Here is a 20,959-nt window from a genome sequence, read left to right as displayed (position 1 = left end):
GTGGAGCGTTGCAGTTCACGCAGTGTAAAACGATCCAACAATCGTCGATCGTCAGGTCCAATCAATTGCGTCAAAGAGCCGGGCCAGTTTCTGGTAGCGGCCAGGGTTCGTCTGGCCGATATGGGCGATGCGGCCTTGCAGGTGCAAGCGAAACTCTGGGTGCTGGTCGCGGTTTTGCGACCGCCAGCCCTGTCGCTGGCAATTGGTGAGGATCGCCTTGAGAAGTTCGAAATCGGATCGGTCGGTGCTCAACTGAGTATTCACATTGAGACCCAGCAGGCGCTGTCGGTCGCCCGAATACATCTTGCGAGTTTTGCGATGTTGAACTTGGAAACCTTCTTCCATTGCGATCACGCACACGGTCGTTGCAACGCGGTCAATTCTCGATGCGAGATCGGGGCCGCCGCTGAATAGCAAGTCGTCGGCGTATCGCGTGTACGACGCACCAACCGACGACGCGAGTCCGGCCAAGCGTCGATCCATCTGAAACGCGATCGCGTTGGAGATCGCCGGCGATGCGGGGCCACCTTGCGGCAAGCATGTCCCAGCGATGCGGCAATCTTCCGTTCCTGAGGGTGTGCGGGCGGGAACCGTGCATAATCGTCCCAGGGTCACCGCGACCTCATCCGGATATCCGGCAGCCCGAAACAGTGCTGTCACCCGGCGTAAGGAGATGGTCCCAAAGAAGTTTTCCAGATCGATCTTGAGCACGACACGATGTCCCACGTGTGGTGCCGCGCAATCACGCACCGAGAGTCCCCGGCGGTATGCGTGGGCGGCAGCGTGCAACGGAATCTCGGTGAGGATCTCACGGGCGATGCAGCGTTGTACTCGCATCAACAACGGGCGCGGTTGATGTAGCCAACGTCCGCGTCCCTGGCGTCCTGGGATCCTCCGCCGTACGTAGTGGTCCACACTCGTGCTGCGGCGGAGGTGAGGGCGGACCAACCAATCGATCGCTCGGGGAGTACGCAGACACAAGAGGTCCGTAAGTTCGAGTAGGTTAGCGGCAGCCGGTACCGGCCAGCGATATCCCGGGCGGTTGATCTGATTAGCGGTCGCCACGTCGACCCGCAGAGTCTGACGATTGCGAAACGCAGCCTTCATGACCGGATGCCCGTCCAGCCAAACCTGCAACGGAACCTGCTGGGCGTGGCCTGCGCGGCCAAACTGCAAGTGGAGTGCTTCGGCCAATTGATCAGTCCAACGGGCGCGACTGCCTGTGATCCGGCGCAGGCGTCGATGGATCACCGAGCTGTTTCCCAGCCACCGCCGCGACAGGTCCCGCGAGATCAGCATCGCGAGTTGCGAGCGTGTCAGCGACGACTCCATGGCGCGAGCTCACGAGCAAAGTGGGGCGGGAGAATGATCTCGAAGCCGCTGGAATCCAACCTGTCCAAGTGGAGGCGCGAGCCGTTATCCGTCGGTAGACGGATGGTTGCTCGCGCAATCAAAGCCTAGCGCAAAATAGCCCGCGAGGTAACCTCGCGTGGGGTGCTTTCAACGACGTTGCTGACACAACCGTCGAACACCGATCTTGGTATTCCAGACGTGCTCCGAGATCGGTCTCCATGATGGCGTCGTTACTGCCCGGCGTCAACGTGATTGCGGACTACCGACAGTGCCACCCGATGGAAAATGCATTCGGAATGAATATCGCCAGGAAGCATGCTTGCTGGTGAAGAATTGCCGTGAATGGTGAATCCACCCTCTGGTAAAGTCAGCAAACGAACGTCTGAGTAGCTTGCTGGGAGCCTGAACAAACGTCTCAGTGCTGAGCGAAATTGGGGTGGGAGACTTTCGCCCAGATTACCCAACCGGACACTGCTCGATGGGATTCGAGTTCGTGCTCGATAGTATCCGAAAGAAGTGGGTAGCGAGCCGAGACGCAAATCATCTTATCCACAAAATCATACGTATCTGCTTCGTTTGTCTCGTGGGAGCGACAGATCAGGGTGGGACGCCAATGTCATTGAAAAAACTTTGGAATTCACTTCGCGGCAGTCGCAGCGAACCGGAATCCCCCGTCATCGCGAGTGTGAGCACGCCCACGCCCTCCACCGCACCGGCGGCGCAGCCGGCGTCGGCACCCGCGCCGCAACCAGCGAGAAACGTGGAACCGCGTTCGGCACCTATTGCGGAAGTCGTTCCCCCGCGGCGCAGCATCCTGTCGTTGCGGCCTCGTGGCGAGCACGACGCACTGCTGAAACTGATCAGCCAAGCACGACCAACCAGCATTCTCGAGGTTGGCATTGGCGACGGCTCGCGAATGCCAGCGGTGTTGGCGTCGCTGGCTGATGCAGGTACGGAGTCGAAGAGCTTTAAAGCGATCGTCATCGACGAATTTGAAATGGCGGGCGGTGAGGTCACGATGCGTGACTATCATCGTCAACTCGCTGGTCTGGCGATTCGCCCCGTGATTTTTCCTGAGTCAGTTGCCCGCGGGCTCGTGAACGTTGCTCACCGGTTCGGGGCCGTTGACATGATCTTGATAGACGCCAGCGTCGAAACCGCTCATGCGGAAGGTTTGTCGAAGTTCCTGAGCAAGGTGACCCACGTTGGTACTGCCGTGCTGAGCAATACATCAGGAAAATGGGCTGTTCGTCAGAGCGGCACCGACGGCATCCGCCGAGCTGCCTAGGACGTTCAACTCTCGCAGTCAGCGTGATGATGCCACGGGGCTAAGTTGGTGTACTTCGCCAGTGCAGATCGACTAGGATGATAGTGAAGCAAACACTGTCCTCCCAGCGTTGATGTCGGACTCTGGTACGTGAGGGACAGTGTGATTGAGCCCGCCGCGTTCACGATTGTTATTTCAATCGTGGCGCGACGAGTCTTCCTCCGAACCCACTACTACTGATGGTCTATCGTCTAACACTACGCATCTTGCTGGCAGCGTCTTTTGCGTGGATATGCGGGTCTGCTCGGGCTGATTCGCCGAGCCCGCCCAATCTGTTGATCTTGCTAGCCGATGATATGGGCTATGGCGATCTCAGCTGCACGCACAGCGTCTATCTGCGTACACCCCATATCGATGCGCTGGCGGAATCCGGGGTAATGTGCAGTGCTGCGTACGTTGCCAGTTCGGTGTGTTCACCGTCTCGGGCGGGACTGATGACGGGCCGCGACCCACGGCGATTTGGGTACGAGTCCAATCTGAATCAATCTGCCGCTGCGTACGGCACGAGACCGGAGCTGCTCGGGCTAGCGCCGAGCGAACACAGCGTCGGTGATCAATTACGCAGTGCGGGTTACGCGACTGCGTTGATCGGCAAATGGCATCTGGGCAGCGGTCCCGGTTTTCATCCCAATCGCCGGGGTTTTGATTATTTCTGTGGCATGATCGGGGGGCATCACGATTACTTCCCCGAGCCCGCAAAAAATCAACTTGAGCGAAACGGCGAGCCGCTGCGTGAGTTCAGCAGCCCCTACCTCACTGATTTCTTCACCGACGAAGGCATTCGGTGGATCGACCAGCAGAGCGAGCGTGCGGAGAAGGTTCGAAAACCGTGGATGCTGATGATATCGTACAACGCGCCGCACACACCAATGCAAGCGACCGAGGCGGATCTCGCCCGATTCGATCGTATTCAAAACCCCAAACGCCGAATCTATGCGGCGATGGTGTGGGCACTCGATCGTGGGGTCGGCAGAATCGTGGAGCATTTAAAATCCACGGGCCATTACGAGAACACAATGATTGTCTTCTTTGCCGATAACGGTGGTGCCACCAACAATGGTAGCTGGAATGGGCCGTATTCAGGTGCCAAGGGATCGCTCCGCGAGGGCGGCGTGCGTGTCCCCATGATCTGGTCGTGGCCAGGCCACTTTCCAGAGAAAACTCTGCACCGTGGCGTGGTATCGAGTCTGGATGTCGTGCCAACGTTCATGGCTGCGGCGGGACAGGATCTCATGCCTCTGAAGGATCCGCCGTCCCATGAGGATGCGAAGAACCGGCGACGAGGTGTCAAACGGTACGGTGCTTACGATGGTATTGATTTGATTCCGCAGCTCTCCGGTGACAAACCGCCGGTTCACCGCACGCTCTTTTGGCGTTTGCAGGGGCAAACGTCGGTTCGTGATGGCGAGGACAAATTGATTTCGCTCGCCCATCGTCCCGCACAGATGTTTCGACCCGATACCGATGCAGCGGAAGACAAGGATCTCTCGCAGGAATCAGCGACACGATTCAACGAGCTTTACAGTAAGCTGGGAGAGTGGGAGTTCTCGCTGCCGACGGTTCCGCTATGGGGATCCTCGCCCATCTGGTCTGGCGATAGTGCCGAGATATACGACTCGTGGCAGCCTAAACCTGAACCGGAGTGAGCTTGCGGCATGAACCATGCCAGGATTAAGTGAGTCGGAGCGTAAACCAACGCTGGCAGCCCCACCATCATCATGGCCAGCCATGCCCAGCCCGGCATGATGGATTGAGGGGCCTCCGCACTCATCCCATACACATAATTGACGTTGCTTGGTTGATTAACGTAGGCCAGTGCGTCGCCCGGTGCTGGCAAGAGAAAGTAGCTGATGAGCATCGCCACCCACGCAGTCATCGTCCAACCCCAGAAGGCACGCCGATCGTAGCCGAGCCTGTAGATGATGCCCAGCAATAGAATCGGTAGCCAAAAGTGGAAGAACGATAGCCCACGGCCGATCAGTGAAATCTCGGGATTGAACATATAGTCCGTCATTCCCGTGAGCGGGACGCCGGCGAGATTGCCAAGAAAATCGACTTGCCATAGTAGTTGTGGCACCGCGATTCCAACGGCTGCCATCGAAGCGAAAATCGGCTTTTCAGTCCACACGGCTGCCAGTGCGAGAAACAGTGCAATGTCGCAAAAGTAGACGAAGTTGGTGGGGCCGTACTCGATCCAGTAGTACGGGACCAGGACGGCCATGAACGCGGTGAATCCGATTTTCACTACCATAGCGAGGCGTGGGGCGGCCGGCGTGTGCGTCGTTGTATTCATGAGCGTAGGAGAACACGGAGGAGGGCGGACAGAGAGAGCTTCGTCGTTTTACTGGTGACCGTTACGAGTACGATGCTGCGCGGGAGCGACGGCAATTTTCTAAAATCACCAGTGATGTTGCAAAAACGAAACGTCGGAACGCGAGCGGGGAGCTCGTTTCGATCTCATCTCTGGCGTGGAAGTTGTTCTCTAGCAATGGCTTGCGTTGTTAGAAGCGGCGTTGCATGTGAGTTGGCAAGCGAGCGGGCACGGTGAATGCACTTCCACCATCTTAGCGTCCGGGGGGACGTCGATTGGTTGTCTACGCGGCGGTCCCACCGCCGCCTCTTCATCTTCCCTCGGTGCTCGTCCTACCATGCACGTTGTTGAACTCGCCGAACTTGCCGCTGTGATGGCTCATCACGGACCGGCGCTGCTGTATCGGCACGCCAGTGTTCCGCCGGAGGCGGTCAGCAGCTATTGGACGGCGTCACGCCAGCGATTGGATTTGTGGCATCACACGCTGGTTCGATTCAACCGCGCTGAGGCCAACGCCAGTCCATGTTCACTTAGGCAGTGGTGGCAAGAACATATTGGCGTGATCGAGGAAATACTGGTCAGTGAGTTGTTGACGCGAGTGGTTGCGGCGGTCGCCGACGGCACCGATCGGGCCTCCGGACGCGACGAATTTTCCCCCATTGCTCAAGCCATCTATCTCTCGCACCTCGAGGCTCGCAATCGAGTGCAAACGTTGATTCTGGATCGTCGCGGATGCAGCGTGAGCGAGGCGATTCGGGTGAATCGACTCCGTCGCACCACCGAGCGGTGGATGGACATTTTGATTGGTCAGCTCGCCGGACATGATCGCGCCCTGGTGCGATACGGAATCGATGCCGACCGGACGAATGGTCACGCCGATGACTATGGTTGGCAGGTGACGTCGCCGCAGCGGGAAACGATCGCGTGGCTGATCCGAGCTTCACTATTGGAATCGATCCGTCCTAAGGTTGCCCTGCAGGCATCCCTACCGCACGCAAACCAATCCATTGCCGATAGCTTGCTATTGATCTTGCGGCCGGAACTGTTCGACAGTGTGGGAACGCTAAAATCATTGTGTCTGCATCGGATTGAAAATCAGGTCCATCGCACAGATCAATTGATCGAAGACTATCTACACACGGATATTGAGAGCTCGGCTACCGCATCCGCCTTCAATGCCATCCATGACGCTGCTTTGACACAGTGGTTCCGCTAAGTTATCAGTACTCAGGACTGAGTTTTTTGCCATTTGAGCGGCCTTGGGGACTTGCTGACTCCTCGATTGGAATACACTGCATGCCGATAGTTTCATGTTTGCACCTGCGAGTTGATTTTAACTGAGTGATGCCCGGCCAAAAATCACGACGAACGCGAGTGGCCCTGCCCGAGCAATTGCCTCTGGCACGCCAGAAGAACGTCCAGGAAGCCGATGATCAGCTACTGCTGCTCTCCGACGAGGAGTTGCTCGACCTGCGAATGTGCAATTTGAAGTTGACTATTCGCGGTACCAATCTGGAAAAAAGAATAGCCCAACTCAATGATGAATTGGCAGCTCGGGGCCTGAAGTTCAAACCTCACTTCTGGTTGAGCGAAGATTGGTTTTCTCCTGATGACGTGCCGGGGATCGCGATTCCATTCTATCTCGCCCACCGACGTTTGATGCGTTTGGAACGCAAGCAATTGCTCGACGTTGAAGGCGGCACGCATGAATGGTGCATGAAGATCCTCCGTCATGAGACCGGCCACGCAATCGACACCGCCTTTCGACTTCGGCGGCGGGCCCTCTACCGAAAGGTATTTGGGCGTTCGTCTGAGCCTTACCCAGACTCCTATCAACCGAAACCGTCGAGCCGAAATTACGTACATCATCTCGAGATGTGGTACGCCCAGTCACATCCGCTCGAAGATTTCGCCGAGACATTCGCGGTATGGCTGCGTCCAGGATCGCGGTGGCGCGCCCGTTATCGCAACTGGCCTGCCATCAAGAAACTCGAGACTGTCGATGAGTTGATGAGTTCCATCCAAGGCAAGCGGCCCCTGGTCCGTTCGCGGGCGACTGTCGATCCGCTGTCACGCCTGCGCAAGACGCTCCGCACCCATTACCAACGTAAACGGACTCACTACGGTGTGGATTTGCCGAGCGTTTACGACGGCGATCTGCGTCGTCTCTTTTCAGCGGACGAGGCCCACCGCCGCAATATGACTGCGGCTGCATTCCTAACCCGCATTCGCATAGAGCTGCATCGCACGGTGTCGAAATGGACAGGCCAATACGCGTACACGATCGATCAAGTCGTGCAAGAGATGATCGAACGGTGTCGCGAACTGAACCTGCGATTGGGCGGATCGATTGAGGAAACAAAACGGGACGCGATGATTTTAGTTGCCGTCCGCACCACCAATTTCTTGCATGAAGGAGGCCATCGTGTCGCCATCTAGGATTCGCCCCAGCATGGGATCAACATGAGCAAACTTCGCGTTTTGGTTTTGGTGCGGGACGGGCATGTTCCCCCTGAATCCCTCGAGGGGATCGATGAGAAGGAATGGGGGGCATGGAAGGCCGAATTTGATATTTGCGAGACGCTGCGCGGACTCGGGCACGAAGTGCTGCCACTGGGGCTCTACGATGACCTCGGGCCGATTCGGCGCGCGCTGAAGGAATTTGAACCTCATATCACCTATATGCTGCTCGAGGAATTCCATGGGGTAGTGACGTACGATTTCGCGGTGATCAGTTACCTCGAATTGATGCAGCAACCCTACACGGGCTGCAATCCTCGCGGGCTACTGTTGAGCAAAGACAAAGCCCTCTCCAAGAAGATCTTGGCCTACCACCGGATACCCACGCCACGATTTGCTGTGTTCAAGCAGGGCCGCGCTGTACGACGTCCCAAACGGCTGACCTTTCCACTGTTTGTAAAGTCCGTCACCGAGGACGCTTCGTTCGCGATTTCACAGGCGTCGCTCGTTCATAACGACGAGGCTCTCGCCGAGCGAGTGGCATTCGTACATGAAAAGGCGCAGGACGACGCACTCGTTGAGCAGTACATCGACGGCCGTGAGATTTATTGTGGCGTGTTGGGAAACGACCGACTCGTCTGCTTCCCCACCTGGGAAATGGATTTCGGAAGCATGCCCGACGACGCCGCCAAGATTGCGACCAGCCGCGTGAAGTGGGATCGCAATTATCAGGAACGGCATCAGATCACAACCCACGCGGCCAGAGACCTCGATCAAGCAATGGAACAGAGAATCGCCAAACTGTGCAAGCGGATCTATCGGGCTCTCGGGATGAGCGGCTACGCCCGGATGGATTTGCGGTTAACTCCGGGCGGCGACATTTTCGTAATCGAAGCCAACGCGAATCCGAATATCGAGTACGGCGAAGATTTCGCTGAGTCCGCTGAAGCAGCTGGCATTTCCTATGAGGCCCTGATTCAGAGAATTCTGAACCTAGGGCTGAACTATAAAGCGGCTTGGATGGCGTAGACGGTTGGCTGGCCTACTGCGGACAGGGCCCTGCGGTGCCCCTTCGGCTGGTCCATCCCCGTTGCCAGCACGCTAAACCAGCATGGAATGAAATGACAGCCAGCGAACGGTTAGCAGTGTCATCGTCAGACAGCACCACCACGTTGCCTTCCGTGACAACGGCAATCGACGCTGCCAGAAGAGTAGGCCAATCGAAATCCCCGTCACGATGAATTTAAACGCGATGAGTTTCGTGGTATCGTCGATCAGCATGCTGCCGATCGGGTTGAGTTCTCGCATCGCACCACTGTGATGGGCCATCACGGTCCAGATCAGATCGATCGCCGACATGAGTGCCATGATTACCAACAGCAAGATAATGTTCTTGGAGAGTTCATCGGTCTCGTGACGATTCAGTGCTGTCGAGAAAACCTCGTGGGCACTCGCCATGAGGTGTCCCAGACCAGCGACCACCAGGATAAGCGCGAACATGGTGAGGGGGTAGCTCACGCGTTCACTGAACTGCACGGAGGCAACCTGAGCGTCAACCAGACGCTGAGCCTCATCGATTTCGTCGACCAGACAAGTAGCATGCTCGATAAAAACGGGGGTGGCTTGGAATGAGTTGACTAGCTGTTGCCATGTTTCTTGGTCCGCTCCCTCCGCAATAGCGTATTGGGCTTCCGCGAGTTCCTGCGCGTCCATTGGAATCGCCAGCAATTGCTTGAGCAGCCCATATCCCATTTCTGGGGCGTTAACGATCAGCGGTTTCGCACCCGAGCGAAGCACGATAATGGCTTGCTGGTTGAGCATTTCAAAGTTGTTGTAGAACTGACGCAAGGCGAACTGCGACGCCGCTGACTCTGCCTCAGTGTCGTCTGATTTGACCGTAGCCTTCCGTTCGCCCTTGAGATCTTGCGAGTGATCGGATTTACGCGCGTTCGGGCCACCTCGCTTTGGAGGTTCAGGACTGCTTGCACCGTCGCCCCTGCCCTCCCAGTTGCCCCTGCCCGTCCATTCGCCCCGGTCCATCCATTCGCCCCGGCCCATCGATGGCATGGGCGACCGCTCATGGTGCCAGTCGCCTCGCCTACCCCCGCCCATCCCGGAATGTCGCCACTTGGTCGATACACGGTAGGTAGAGAGATCGAAAGCGTCGACCGGAAAGCCGCTCCCGTTAATGATCAGTTCGTCTTCTCCTAGCTTTACTTCGTAGGGCGGCGGAACGTATTCGTTGTCAATGAATAGGAATCCCCTGTCTGCTGAAATCGAATGGGCTCCATCATTTTGTGACTGGAAACTGCCCCATTGCGCTAGAGCTGTGTTGGCGATGAATGCCATTGCCAGCATTCCCAATGTCGTGCAAATTGATTTCATAGCGTACTGTTGGAGTCGAGGAGAATTGACTTCGAAGCTATTCCAGCACGGGGACGCGGTGCCCCGGGGTTGCTGGTCTGTTGACGGACAAAAAACGCGGCAAAGTACAACTGCGGTTGTAACCCCGGATCTCTTCCGAGGTGTCGGAGGATTTTGAGGACGCCCCGGCAGGCCGTGAAGGGGTTGCAGAATGCAGTGCCGGCTAAGGGGTTGCTTCCGATCATGAAGCGTCCCTAGGACACATCGAATCCACGGTAGCTCTGAACACTAGTAAGTGGAATCCGCCATCAGTGAACGCAGTTCGCCTGCCGTTGGAGCGTCAGCTATCTGACGAGAAATTGGCGTGCCTGATGTCGAGAAACGCTAGTGCCGCTCGTATCTAATGCCAGAGGAGAATTCCATGTTGACCCAAACGCAAACCACCGAATACCTGCTTCGCCAACGACTCGGTTTAACGTCCTATATCGCTTGCGTGACCCGCAACTACCATCTCGCCGAAGACGTTTACCAAGAAATTTGCGTTAAGGCGCTCAGCCGTGACGAAGTTTTTGAGACGGCTGATCATTTGATCAGTTGGTTTCGAGTGTGTGCGCGTAACCGTGCGATCGACGTGATCCGCAGCCGAGAAGGCCGATACGTCGGCTTGAGTGTCGACGCGTTGTCTGCCTTGGAACGCGAGTGGGACGCCATGAGTCAGCGCCACAGCAGTGATGATCGCCGCGAGGCGCTGGCGAAGTGCATGCAATCGCTGACGCCGCGAAGTCGAGAGATTGTGAAAATGCGGTATTTCGAAAATCGCTCGTGTAGTGAGGTTGCGGCATTCATGGGCAGCAAGATCGAATCGGCCTATCAGGCAATCGCCCGGATTCACAAATCGCTCGGGCAATGTGTCCGTCAGCAGATGGAGGGTCTCAACGCATGAACGACAGCGAACGCGATGCGTTTTTGGAGTCAATTGCTGCCTTCCAGAACGGCGGTTTGTCTGAATCGCAGCTGGTGCAATTCGAGTCAGACCTGCTCGGTGATATTGAGCGGCAGCGACTGTTCGTCGAGGTGCAGTGTCGAAGTGGCGAAATCGCGGAGTGCTGCCGGGCCGCTGCATTCACGTTCGCAGACTCGCCGACGATGTTCCCGGCGAGGGAGGTTTCAACGTCCCGCTTCAACACGGTCTGCGGTGCCGTCGTTGCGATCGCTATCGCGGCGGTCGTCGCGTTTGCGATGCTCAATCCTGTTGTCCGTCAGTTGCCTGAGGGGGATATTCCGAGTCGTTTGGTCACCGGAGCCACCGCTGCCAGAGAGGATGTGTTCGCGACGGTCACGTATGCCAATCACGCCGTATTGAGCGATAGCGGTTCAGCCGCGATCGATGTTGGGGCGGAAATCGTGCCGAACGTGCAATATCGTTTGACCTCCGGCGCACTGCGTTTGTGTGTCCGAGGTGGTGCGATCGTGTCGCTCGCGGCACCGGCTTCATTTCGGGGAACGGGTCGAGGAGAGATAGAATTAGAGTCCGGAAAGTTGGCCGCACGACTTCCCAACGACGAAGCTGATTTGGTGGTCCGTTCGGGAGGAACGGTCATGCGAGATCTCGGCACTGCATTTGGCGTAACCGCAAGATCCAACGGCGAAGTCGATCTGTCCGTGTTTGACGGAATGGTGTCGGTGGAGCATGTTCGCGGGCCGGCGAACGCACAGCGGCAGACGGTGACCGAGGGTGAATCAATTGTCACGACGCGGGATGCAGTGGGGAGCCGTGGAGTCGCGTATGCAGCGGCTCAGTACCACGATATTTGGCCACTCACCGTCGGCATCGATGACGCGTCGTCGCTCATTGAATTTGTGAAGCCAGGACCTATCAAATCAATTGAGCAATTGGCGAGTGATGACAAGCTATTGCTCTTCCCAGAAAAACTCAATCGGCGTCTCGACGAAGATCAGTTCCTGATGTTGCAACGCCCAGGATCTTCGTGGCCAGCGAGTCAGGGGGAGCGTACCCATCTCGCGAGGACCCGCTCGATTAGCAGTTATCTGTTGGTGTACTTCCCAAAGGACCGCGTCAATGTCCAGCGACATTCGATCAGTGGGAGTATCTCGTTTCAAAGACCGATTATTGGCGTGGCAGTGAAGGCCAATGCGCTCGCAAAGTCGGATAAGTTGTTTGGAATAGCCGAAATTGACTATCAGTCCCTTGAGATGCGTTACCTGGAACCGGAAACGACCGAAGAGGGGCTGTTGCCTGCCGATTCCCTGCAGATTAGTAAGGATGGCAGGCACCTCTATTTCAACCTGTATGTCGGTGCTGGCCAAGACAATATCCGTGTGCTCGTCGACGAAGATGCTGGTTGACGAAGATGTTGGTTGACGAAGATGCAAGTTGACGATCTGCGTGATCGATCTGGAGTGTCGCGAAGCAAAGATTCCCGATAACGCCGACGGCTGTCGTTCTCCCCTAACAACCCGTTCCTATCACTTATTTGTAACTACGTCATGAACTGGCTCCTGAGTTTCCGCACTCGTCTGCTGTTGCTGCTCGCATTCGTCGCAATGATACCTGTATCTAGTCACGCTGCTGAGAAGCCGAAACAGCCTAACATCATTTTGATTCTCGCAGATGATCTGGGGTTCTCTGATCTGGGTTGCTATGGCGGCGAGATCAGCACGCCTCATATCGACGCGTTGGCCGCAGATGGTGTGAAGTTCACACAGGTTTATAACTCAGCTCGCTGTTGTCCCAGTCGGGCTTCGTTAATGACGGGACTGTATCCCACGCAGGCGGGCATCGGTGACTTCACGACGAACAAGCCCGATAAGAATCGGGGCCAAGGGTATCTCGGGCGTCTGCGAGATGACTGTGTCACTATCGCCGAAGTGCTCAAACCCGCCGGTTACGGATGCTACTATGTCGGCAAGTGGCACATGCATCCCGATACCGGACCGATCAAACGCGGTTTTGATGAGTTTTACGGTTACACGCGGGACCACTCTCACGACCAGTATGACGCCGACTACTACATCCGCTTGCCCGAGGCGCATCCGAAGGAGATCGATCCGCCCGTGGACGAGTTTTATGCAACGGACGAGTTCAATCAATATGCCCTGGAGTTCATTCGCCAGGGACAGCAAACCGACAAGCCGTGGTTTCTGTTTTTAGGGCACTCCTCGCCGCACTTTCCCGTGCAAGCCCCAGCGGAGCGTGCGGATAAGTACGATGCGATCTACCAGCGGGGCTGGGACGTGCTGCGGACTGCACGCTACGAGCGGATGAAGAAGCTCGGAATCATCGACGGTGATCGTTGGAGCCTCACGCCGCGCTCGATGGTGCCTGTCGATCGTGACGACATTGCCAATGGCTTCCCTGGAGATGAAAATCCCGCATGGGATTCGCTCGATGCCGATCGCCAGGCGGACCTTGCTCGGCGAATGGCGGTGTTCGCGGCGATGGTCGAGGGTGTGGACACCGGCGTTGGCCAGATTGTTGACCACTTGCAGCAGACCGATGACCTTCATAACACCCTGATACTTTTTCTAAGCGATAACGGCGCGTGCTACGAATGGGGGCCGTTCGGATTTGATGGTGTCTCCCGGCGTGGGGAAACCATTCTCCGCACCGGAGACGAATTGCGAGAGATCGGCGGTCGCGGCACGCACCAATCCTATGGCAGTGCATGGGCCAACCTGGGTAACACGCCGCTGCGAATGTACAAGCACTTCACCAACGAAGGGGGAATCAACACGCCGTTCATCGCACATTGGCCCGCTGGCATTCAGAAGCGAGATGATTGGATTCGCCAACCCGCCCACCTCATGGACGTCCTGCCCACGCTGATGGACGTTGCTGGTGCACAGTATCCGCAGCAGTTTGACGGGCGGTCGATTCAGCCGACCGAGGGCACCAGTCTGATGCCTGCTATCCGGGGCGAGCAATTACCGGAGCGGATCATCGGATTTGATCACCAGGCTGCCCACGCACTTCGTGACGGAGATTGGAAGATTGTCTTCGGTAAACGCATGCCGTACGAGTTGAAGTGGGAACTTTACAACCTCGCGGACGACCGTTGCGAAACCAATGATTTGGCTGCGAAACACCCCGAACGATTGGAATCGATGATTGAGGCTTGGGAAACGTGGGCGAATCGAGTCGGGGTAACGTGGACAACGGTTGTCCCACCGAACGAGGTGTCCGCTGATGCAGTCGACTCACCGCCCATTGCCAACCAAGAACTGAAATTAAACGCTGACGTGAGAGGTGCGTCGCTCCATGGGGTCGTGATCGCGCAAGGCGGCAATCAGCATGGCTACGCATTGCATTTCGTCGACGGCAGACCCGCCTTCGACGTCCGCGTCAACGGACAGGTTCAGCGGCTGATCTCCGACCAGAACGTTAGCGGCCGCGTGCGACTCGAGGCCACATTGACAGCTGACACGATGACACTTGCAGTCAACCGAGGAGAGCCCCTCAAGACGACGTCGCCTGGTTTGATACCGGTGCAACCCGTCGATGGGCTGAGTATTGGGTTCGACCACCGTTCGGCAGCAGGTGACTACCAGTCGCCCAATCCCTTGAGCGGCGAGCTCATCAAACACTCCATCGCAACCTACAAAGCCAATTCAATTCTAACGAAAGAGTAAATTCATGAGGTCGGACACCATGAGACACCACGCAAAAAATATGACTGCAATCGGCACATTGCTGGTTGCGACGTTGGCGGTAAGCCCAATTCAGGGAAATGATCTTGAGGCAAATAAGGCTCCTGCAGCAACGCCTGTTCAGTCGGAGCTGATGACGCAGTGGGGTGAATCCCTCACCGCGGAGAATGCGTGGACAGAGTATCCGCGTCCCCAATTGCAGCGGGAAAACTGGATCAATCTTAACGGAAACTGGGACTATGCGGTCACACCGAAAACACAGACCACGCCGCCCCGGGATTGGACAGGCCAAATCCTCGTTCCGTTCTGCTTAGAGTCGAAACTGGGAGGAGTCGGGCGATTGCTCGATCCAGCCGAGACGCTGTGGTACCACCGCACGTTTGAGGTTGATAACGCTGCCGGTCAACGCACGCTGCTTAACTTCGAAGCAGTTGATTATCGCTGCGAAGTGTTCGTCAATGGCAAGTCGGTGGGCGGGCATCAAGGGGGGAATACGGCCTTCTCGTGTGATGCCTCGGAGGCGTTGGTCGACGGCGCTAATGATTTGGTCGTACGCGTCGAGGACGAGACCGAGGGGGCCCAGTTGCGAGGAAAACAAAGTCTGGATCCAAAAGGAATTTGGTACACACGGGTGTCCGGTATCTGGCAATCGGTGTGGCTTGAGCAGGTTCCTTTCAACTACATTAAGGACCTTAAAATTACGACCAGCGTTAAGGATGGGTCGATTACGGTTCGTCCGATCGTGCACGGCAAGGGAGCGGTCGCGGTTGCCGTGAAGGATGGAGATTCTATCGTCGCCCAAAAGTCGGCAAGCGATGAAATTACATTGAAGATTCCTGATGCTCAGCTTTGGTCTCCCACGTCGCCGCATCTATATGATCTCGATGTGTCGCTACTCAATACCGCAGGCCAGGAAGTCGATCGTGTTAGTTCATACGCCGCCATTCGAAGTGTTGGCAAAGTCCAAGATGCCAACGGAAACATGCAGTTCACGCTCAACGGCGATCCTATTTTTCACTGGGGGCCGCTCGACCAGGGCTGGTGGCCCGATGGATTACTGACACCACCTTCTGACGAAGCGATGTTGTTTGATATTGAGTGGCTCAAAAAGGCGGGATTTAACATGATCCGCAAGCATATTAAAGTTGAGCCCCGCCGGTACTACTATCATTGTGATCGTCTTGGCATGATGGTGTGGCAGGATCAAGTGAGTGGCGGGCCTAAGCCCAAATGGACGCGTTTGGCTCCCAATCCGAAGGACGCCCAGTGGCCGGACGATGCTCATGGACAGTTCATGTACGAGTTTGAGGAGATGATTTCGGCACTGGAAAATCATCCGTCGATCGTCGTCTGGACACCATTCAACGAGGCTTGGGGCCAGCACCAAACGATGGAGGTAGGGAAGTGGACCGTCCAACGGGATCCATCTCGACTGGTAAATGTCGCCAGTGGCGGAAATTTTTGGCCGGTCGGTGATATCGTTGATGCTCACAAGTACCCTCACCCAGGTTTCCCATTCGACCAAGGAAAGGATGGCAGATTTGAAGGCTATATCAAAGTGGTCGGTGAGTTTGGAGGACACGGATTACCCATCCAAGGTCATTTGTGGGATGCCAATCGCAGGAATTGGGGGTATGGCGGTCTCCCTAAGAATAAGGCGGAATACCAGCAGCGATACGAGACCTCACTGGTAGCGCTCAACCAATTACGAGGTCAAGGCATCGCGGCGGGCGTGTACACGCAGACGACCGATGTCGAAGGTGAGATTAACGGTCTGATGACCTATGATCGCAAAGTCATCAAGATTCCCGCCAAAAGATTGGCCAAGATGCACCAGGTGCTCTTCCAAGACGCACCTCCGGCGACCTCGAATGGGGCCGCCCATAACGATGGAGATAAGTTTAATCCTGCGTTCGTCCAGGAACATACCGATCGCAAGCCGGGGCCCGTCATGGACGCCGAGACGATCCGTGCCGGACTGGAAAGTCGCGATCGTGCGTTATACATCAAGTCGGGGTGGATTCGTGACCCCTACATTACTCTGGGTCCAGATGGATACTACTACTTAACCGGAACCCAGCCGAACGAGGGCGACCCGCGTGAAGCCGAGGATCCCTATAACATCGGGTTGGGCAATGAGAGCATTGTTGGCAATCAAGTTCGTGTCTATCGCAGTCAAGATTTGATCGACTGGGAATCGCTCGGATCGGTCTTTTCGACAGATGATCTTTACGAGACGACCAAGCAGACCCCCAAGGCGAAACGCATATGGGCGCCTGAAGTTCATTGGATGGGTGATCGCTGGGCACTGGTTCACTGCCCCGCCTATCTCTCAAGCCTGGCGACGACTGAGGGCAGTACGCTCGCCGGTCCGTGGACGCATCCGATGAAAGACAGCATGGGACAACGCCATGATCCCTCCCTGTTCTCCGACGAGGACGGGAAAGCTTATCTGTTGTGGCAGAACACCTTGATTGCTCCCCTGGACCAGGAGCTGTCAAAGTACACGGCGAAGCCTGTCCGGATTGATCCCTCGGGGACTCGCCCGGGTCCCAATGGACAACCTATCAGTCGGATTGGTCACGAAGGTGCGACCATGATCAAGGTCGGCGATAAATACGTTCACCTCGGGACGGCTTGGTCGACTGACCAGGGACGCAAGGGCTCCTATAACTTGTACTACTGTGTGTCTGATGCGATCACTGGTCCCTATGGGCCACGCCAGTTCGCTGGTCGTTTTCTGGGCCATGGAACCCCATTCCAGACAAAGGACGGCAAGTGGTGGTGCACTGCTTTTTTCAACGCCAATGTGCCCCCCGTGCCCCGTGATGGGATTCAATCGAAGGATCTGGGCGACAACGCGCAGACGATCAATGAGCAGGGGGTGACGATCGTTCCCCTGGACGTACGTAGGTTGGATAACGGTGAGATTTATATACGCGCTCTGGATCCTGCTTATGCCAATCCCGGTCCAGATGAATCTCAGAAGTTTGAAGCCGCTCTGTGAAACTAAATGTCTTGGTTCGGCCGGCGCATAGAAACGTCTCTTGCGGGGCATTTTTTCGCACTGTCGGTTATTGGATAGGGCATAAATCACCAGCGTAAAAACTTTAAGGGAATCCGTGGAACCGCAGTATTGTCAATGCGGGTAACAACGTAATACTTATTCGATTCGCAGCTATGGTTGTCCATTGAATTTGCATCGGCCCATGCGGCACTTTCTTAGAACCGCCGCGACGCCACCTGAGTCGGCTCGGCCGGGGGGCTGATGCAATTTTCTGACGCCAGTGGCTTCGACTACTTTCTGTTCTGTGTAGTTTTAATTGGATGTTTTTGAATGCCTACAAAAAAGACTCGTACGAGTGGGTTCACATTGGTGGAGTTGCTGGTCGTTATCGCGATCATTGGTGTGTTGGTTGGCCTGCTGCTGCCCGCCGTTCAGGCGGCTCGCGAAGCAGCGCGACGGATGTCCTGCTCGAATAATTTCAAACAATTGGGATTGGCGCTGCACAACTACCATTCCGCTTATGATCAGTTGCCCCAACAGGGTGGCGGATCAGGTACCCCGACGACCAGTGCGCTCACGACCAACCGCGCTCGTTTGTCAGCGATGGTGGGGCTCACACCATTTTTTGAGCAGCAGGCGGTGTGGCAGCAGATTTCGAATCCCTATCAGGATGCCGGTGGCACCCTTTGGCCTGCGATGGGGCCGGCGGCGTACAACGCAGCCTATGTGCCGTGGCGGACGCAAATCCAAACGCTGCTATGCCCGTCCGATGTCGCGCCCAATGGCGTTGTTGCGTTCGGCCAGGTGAATTACGGTTTCAGTTTTGGCGATTCATTCTGGAACTGCAACAACACCCGAAACGATGCCGGCACTCCGCTGAACATCGGTCAGCATCGGGGGATGTTCAAAGATAGATTTGTGACACGCTTTCGTGATGTCCTCGATGGCTTGAGTAACTCGATCATGATGGGTGAAATCCAACGCAGCAGTGGCACTCGCGAATTGGCTGGCGATGTCCTGGTCCGAAACGGCAGTGGCGATACCATGCGAAATCAGCCCCGGAGTGAAATCCTGGATTTCGCCAGAGATCCAGAACGCCCTCAGTTTTACAAACCAGGTGTCACGCTTGCGATCGACACCAGCGCTCAAATGAACCGTTTCCGCGGTTCCAACTGGGCACAAGGCGAGCCGATGATGAGCGGCATGGGCGAGACATTCCCTCCCAATTCGGCCAATGCGGTGCGCGGCAACGGTGACGCCAACGGGCCTGGTGGCGTATTCTCTGCTGGTAGTCGGCATCAAGGTGGCTGCCATGTTCTGATGGGCGATGGATCGGTTCAGTTCATCACCGAAAGCATCGATACCGGGGACACGAATACAGGACCCATCGGCACCACCGCGCCGACGGCACCGCCCGCTGGATCGGCCAGCAATTACGGAGTTTGGGGTGCGGCAGGCAGTATCAGCGGTCGAGAAACCACGACGCTGAAAGAATAGTTAAAATGATGTCCGAGAGACGTGCGCAGCCACAATGGAATCAGTGCTGCTCGCGTCGATCTGACGCTCTCAATTCTCACCTTTCCACCTGAGTTCTAGCTGATGAAATTTCTACTCTGCACACCCGCCCTTTTGCTGTGCCTGTTATCGTTGTCCGGCTGCGGATCTGGTAACGAAACAACAGTCAATCCTGCACCTGAGATCTCCCAGGAGGAGCTCCTTAAGATGGACGAGGAAAGCGACAAGGCACGGCAGGAAGCAATTCGGGACGGCATGTAGACGTCGCCAGTCCGGTCGCATTGCAATGTCTGACCGAGGAATCCGTCCGATGCATGCCTCTCGGCATGCATCAGATGGTCCGAACAGGTTATCGAGTTCAGCTTCGAGAATCGGTCAATCGCAAATCGCGATCACACCGTTGATGGATTTCACGGAATAATTCCGCTGATGATGGATCTTGCAGATCGACGTCAAACGTCGGAATCATTTCCTTCATTTTGCCGGCACCTTCTGGGGTGGCCAGTAGCTCAGGTAAGCAGTTCTGGATGACCTGCAGCATCAAAGAAACTGAAACCGAAGCGCCTGGTGACGCGCCGAGCAGCGCGGCGATTGACTTGTCTTTGGCGGTAACGATTTCGGTCCCGTAGTGGACGATCCCTGCTTCCCCGTCCTCGCGTTTGATCGCCTGGACACGGATCCCGGCATCCATCAGGCGCCAGTCCTTGGTTTGGGCTTCCGGGTAGAACGTCCGAAGCAATTTCATGCGGCTGGCCATACTCTGCAGACCCTGTCCAACCAAGTATTTCACCAGGGGCAGATTGTAGGCGCCGACTTTCAACAGAGAGGCGACGTTGTCCAGTCTGATTGAGCCCGGTAGATCCGTGAGTCCACCGGACTTGGTTAAGAATCGCGTCGTCCAGGCGGCAAATGGGCCGAATAGAATTGCTTTCTTCCCATCGATCACCCGCGTGTCCAAATGCGGCACTGCCATCGTCGGCGCTTCGTCCTGAGCCTGACCGTAAACCTTGGCCGAATGCTTCGCAACGATCACAGGGTCATCGCAAACCAACCATTGTCCGCCGATTGGAAAGCCTCCGAAACCCTTGCTCTCAGGGATGCCGGACTTCTGCAACAGGGGCAAGCTGCCGCCACCTGCTCCGATAAAGACAAATTTTGCCGAATTCGTGAGCTGCCGATTGTGTTTGATGTCTTTGACAGTAACGGTCCAGCGATCAGAGTCTCGATTGAGGCCGATCACCCGGTGGCTTGTGGCGACGGCGCAGTTATCCTGAGTCTCCAGCCAATCAATCAGTTTGCGTGACAACGCGCCAAAGTTGACGTCGGTTCCGCCCAGCATCCGCGTCGCAGCAATTGGAATATTCCCACGACCGGCGACTAGTAGGGGCGACCACTGGCCGATCTCATTGGGATCGGTCGAGAATGCCATTTCATCGAAGAAGTGATGGGACGACATCGCCGCATGTCGGTCTCGCAAAAAGTCAACTTGCGGTTGTCCATGAACGAAGCTGACATGTGGAACCGGATTGATGAAATCAGCCGGTGTATTGATCATGCCTTCGGCGACAGCATAGGCCCAGAACTGTCTCGATTGCTCGAATTGCTCAAAGATGGTGACAGCGTTGGCGACGTCGACCGTACCGTCGTCGCTGCGATTGGGCGTATAGCTCAGTTCGCAGATGCCAGCATGCCCCGTTCCTGCATTGTTCCATGCGTTAGAACTTTCTTGAGCGAGCTCTTCGGAGACTTCGTAGAGCTGGATTTTTAAGCTCGGATCCAGTCGCTTGAGCATCGCGCCCAGATTCGCAGACATGATTCCACTGCCGACAAGGATGACGTCGGGATGATCGATAGACATCGAGATAAGTAGGCCACTTCGTGAGGAGAGAGCATCCGGAGATGGTTCTGGTGATCAAAATATTGAACGCGCTTCAGCGTCCAATGATACCTAAAA

At 56.1% G+C, this 20,959-nt stretch carries 14 protein-coding genes and 1 pseudogene; 11 read left to right on the top strand and 4 right to left on the bottom strand.

The features are described from left to right. Window positions 1–51 precede the first annotated feature (51 nt). Window positions 52–1,332 carry a reverse transcriptase family protein gene (locus Poly21_RS06755; RefSeq protein WP_146406127.1) on the bottom strand — a complete coding sequence of 427 codons (1,281 nt, stop codon included), beginning with the start codon at window positions 1,330–1,332 and terminating at the stop codon, window positions 52–54. Between the two features lie 634 nt (window positions 1,333–1,966). On the opposite strand from Poly21_RS06755, the gene Poly21_RS06750 reads away from it, so the two are divergent. Then, complete coding sequence (locus tag Poly21_RS06750; RefSeq protein ID WP_146406126.1) at window positions 1,967–2,641, top strand: hypothetical protein; 675 nt, start codon at window positions 1,967–1,969, stop codon at window positions 2,639–2,641. Between the two features lie 218 nt (window positions 2,642–2,859). Continuing rightward, window positions 2,860–3,891: pseudogene (locus Poly21_RS06745) on the top strand (sulfatase-like hydrolase/transferase); the annotation flags it as partial. 308 nt (window positions 3,892–4,199) lie between these two features. Here the strand turns inward: Poly21_RS06745 and Poly21_RS06740 are convergent. Further along, on the bottom strand, window positions 4,200–4,973 hold the full coding sequence (locus Poly21_RS06740; RefSeq protein ID WP_302117907.1) for a hypothetical protein: 774 nt from the start codon (window positions 4,971–4,973) through the stop codon (window positions 4,200–4,202). 355 nt (window positions 4,974–5,328) lie between these two features. On the opposite strand from Poly21_RS06740, the gene Poly21_RS06735 reads away from it, so the two are divergent. From Poly21_RS06735 to Poly21_RS06725, 3 genes are all read left to right on the top strand, one after another. Beyond that, a complete protein-coding gene (locus tag Poly21_RS06735; RefSeq protein ID WP_146406124.1) occupies window positions 5,329–6,207 on the top strand; it encodes a hypothetical protein in 879 nt (292 codons plus the stop codon). A gap of 128 nt (window positions 6,208–6,335) precedes the next feature. Beyond that, window positions 6,336–7,430, top strand: coding sequence for a putative zinc-binding metallopeptidase (locus Poly21_RS06730; protein ID WP_146406123.1), 1,095 nt, complete (start codon window positions 6,336–6,338; stop codon window positions 7,428–7,430). A gap of 24 nt (window positions 7,431–7,454) precedes the next feature. After that, entirely contained in the window at window positions 7,455–8,480 is a 1,026-nt protein-coding gene (locus Poly21_RS06725; RefSeq protein ID WP_146406122.1) for a D-alanine--D-alanine ligase family protein, read from the top strand. A 72-nt stretch (window positions 8,481–8,552) separates the two neighbouring features. Here Poly21_RS06725 and Poly21_RS06720 read toward each other — a convergent pair whose 3' ends face one another. Next, window positions 8,553–9,836: a DUF5658 family protein gene (locus Poly21_RS06720; protein WP_146406121.1), complete on the bottom strand. Its 1,284-nt coding sequence runs from the start codon at window positions 9,834–9,836 to the stop codon at window positions 8,553–8,555. A gap of 400 nt (window positions 9,837–10,236) precedes the next feature. Here Poly21_RS06720 and Poly21_RS06715 point away from each other — a divergent pair, with 400 nt between their 5' ends. The 6 genes from Poly21_RS06715 (at window position 10,237) to Poly21_RS27185 (ending at window position 19,266) form a co-directional block, all read left to right on the top strand. Further along, entirely contained in the window at window positions 10,237–10,758 is a 522-nt protein-coding gene (locus tag Poly21_RS06715) for an RNA polymerase sigma factor (RefSeq protein ID WP_302117902.1), read from the top strand. After that, the gene (locus Poly21_RS06710; protein ID WP_302117900.1) at window positions 10,755–12,182 is read left to right on the top strand and encodes a FecR family protein; all 1,428 of its coding nucleotides are present in this window, start codon (window positions 10,755–10,757) and stop codon (window positions 12,180–12,182) included. Before Poly21_RS06715 ends, Poly21_RS06710 begins: the two co-directional genes overlap by 4 nt. Window positions 12,183–12,323: 141 nt before the next feature. Further along, window positions 12,324–14,465 (top strand): arylsulfatase, encoded by a 2,142-nt coding sequence (locus tag Poly21_RS06705; protein WP_146406118.1) that lies wholly within the window; start codon window positions 12,324–12,326, stop codon window positions 14,463–14,465. A gap of 40 nt (window positions 14,466–14,505) precedes the next feature. After that, window positions 14,506–17,490, top strand: a complete 2,985-nt coding sequence (locus Poly21_RS28240) for a family 43 glycosylhydrolase (RefSeq protein ID WP_367302531.1) — start codon at window positions 14,506–14,508, stop codon at window positions 17,488–17,490. Window positions 17,491–17,820: 330 nt separating this feature from the next. After that, complete coding sequence (locus Poly21_RS06695) at window positions 17,821–18,987, top strand: DUF1559 domain-containing protein (protein WP_146406116.1); 1,167 nt, start codon at window positions 17,821–17,823, stop codon at window positions 18,985–18,987. A 102-nt stretch (window positions 18,988–19,089) separates the two neighbouring features. Beyond that, complete coding sequence (locus Poly21_RS27185; RefSeq protein WP_302117898.1) at window positions 19,090–19,266, top strand: hypothetical protein; 177 nt, start codon at window positions 19,090–19,092, stop codon at window positions 19,264–19,266. Between the two features lie 97 nt (window positions 19,267–19,363). Here Poly21_RS27185 and mqo read toward each other — a convergent pair whose 3' ends face one another. Beyond that, entirely contained in the window at window positions 19,364–20,863 is a 1,500-nt protein-coding gene (gene mqo, locus Poly21_RS06690) for a malate dehydrogenase (quinone) (RefSeq protein ID WP_146406115.1), read from the bottom strand. Window positions 20,864–20,959: the final 96 nt, after the last annotated feature.

The sequence above is a fragment of the Allorhodopirellula heiligendammensis genome (assembly GCF_007860105.1).
GTDB classification, from domain to species: domain Bacteria; phylum Planctomycetota; class Planctomycetia; order Pirellulales; family Pirellulaceae; genus Rhodopirellula; species Rhodopirellula heiligendammensis.
Note: the sequence above shows the minus strand (reverse complement) of the source record. Positions and strands in the feature narration are given on the sequence as shown.

Bases quoted from the DNA above. Each gene is read 5' to 3' on its own strand.
- Poly21_RS06755 (WP_146406127.1), bottom strand. From the start codon at position 1,332: ATGGAGTCGTCGCTGACACGCTCGCAACTCGCGATGCTGATCTCGCGG.
- Poly21_RS06750 (WP_146406126.1), top strand. From the start codon at position 1,967: ATGTCATTGAAAAAACTTTGGAATTCACTTCGCGGCAGTCGCAGCGAA.
- Poly21_RS06740 (WP_302117907.1), bottom strand. From the start codon at position 4,973: ATGAATACAACGACGCACACGCCGGCCGCCCCACGCCTCGCTATGGTA.
- Poly21_RS06735 (WP_146406124.1), top strand. From the start codon at position 5,329: ATGCACGTTGTTGAACTCGCCGAACTTGCCGCTGTGATGGCTCATCAC.
- Poly21_RS06730 (WP_146406123.1), top strand. From the start codon at position 6,336: ATGCCCGGCCAAAAATCACGACGAACGCGAGTGGCCCTGCCCGAGCAA.
- Poly21_RS06725 (WP_146406122.1), top strand. From the start codon at position 7,455: ATGAGCAAACTTCGCGTTTTGGTTTTGGTGCGGGACGGGCATGTTCCC.
- Poly21_RS06720 (WP_146406121.1), bottom strand. From the start codon at position 9,836: ATGAAATCAATTTGCACGACATTGGGAATGCTGGCAATGGCATTCATC.
- Poly21_RS06715 (WP_302117902.1), top strand. From the start codon at position 10,237: ATGTTGACCCAAACGCAAACCACCGAATACCTGCTTCGCCAACGACTC.
- Poly21_RS06710 (WP_302117900.1), top strand. From the start codon at position 10,755: ATGAACGACAGCGAACGCGATGCGTTTTTGGAGTCAATTGCTGCCTTC.
- Poly21_RS06705 (WP_146406118.1), top strand. From the start codon at position 12,324: ATGAACTGGCTCCTGAGTTTCCGCACTCGTCTGCTGTTGCTGCTCGCA.
- Poly21_RS28240 (WP_367302531.1), top strand. From the start codon at position 14,506: ATGACTGCAATCGGCACATTGCTGGTTGCGACGTTGGCGGTAAGCCCA.
- Poly21_RS06695 (WP_146406116.1), top strand. From the start codon at position 17,821: ATGCCTACAAAAAAGACTCGTACGAGTGGGTTCACATTGGTGGAGTTG.
- Poly21_RS27185 (WP_302117898.1), top strand. From the start codon at position 19,090: ATGAAATTTCTACTCTGCACACCCGCCCTTTTGCTGTGCCTGTTATCG.
- mqo (WP_146406115.1), bottom strand. From the start codon at position 20,863: ATGTCTATCGATCATCCCGACGTCATCCTTGTCGGCAGTGGAATCATG.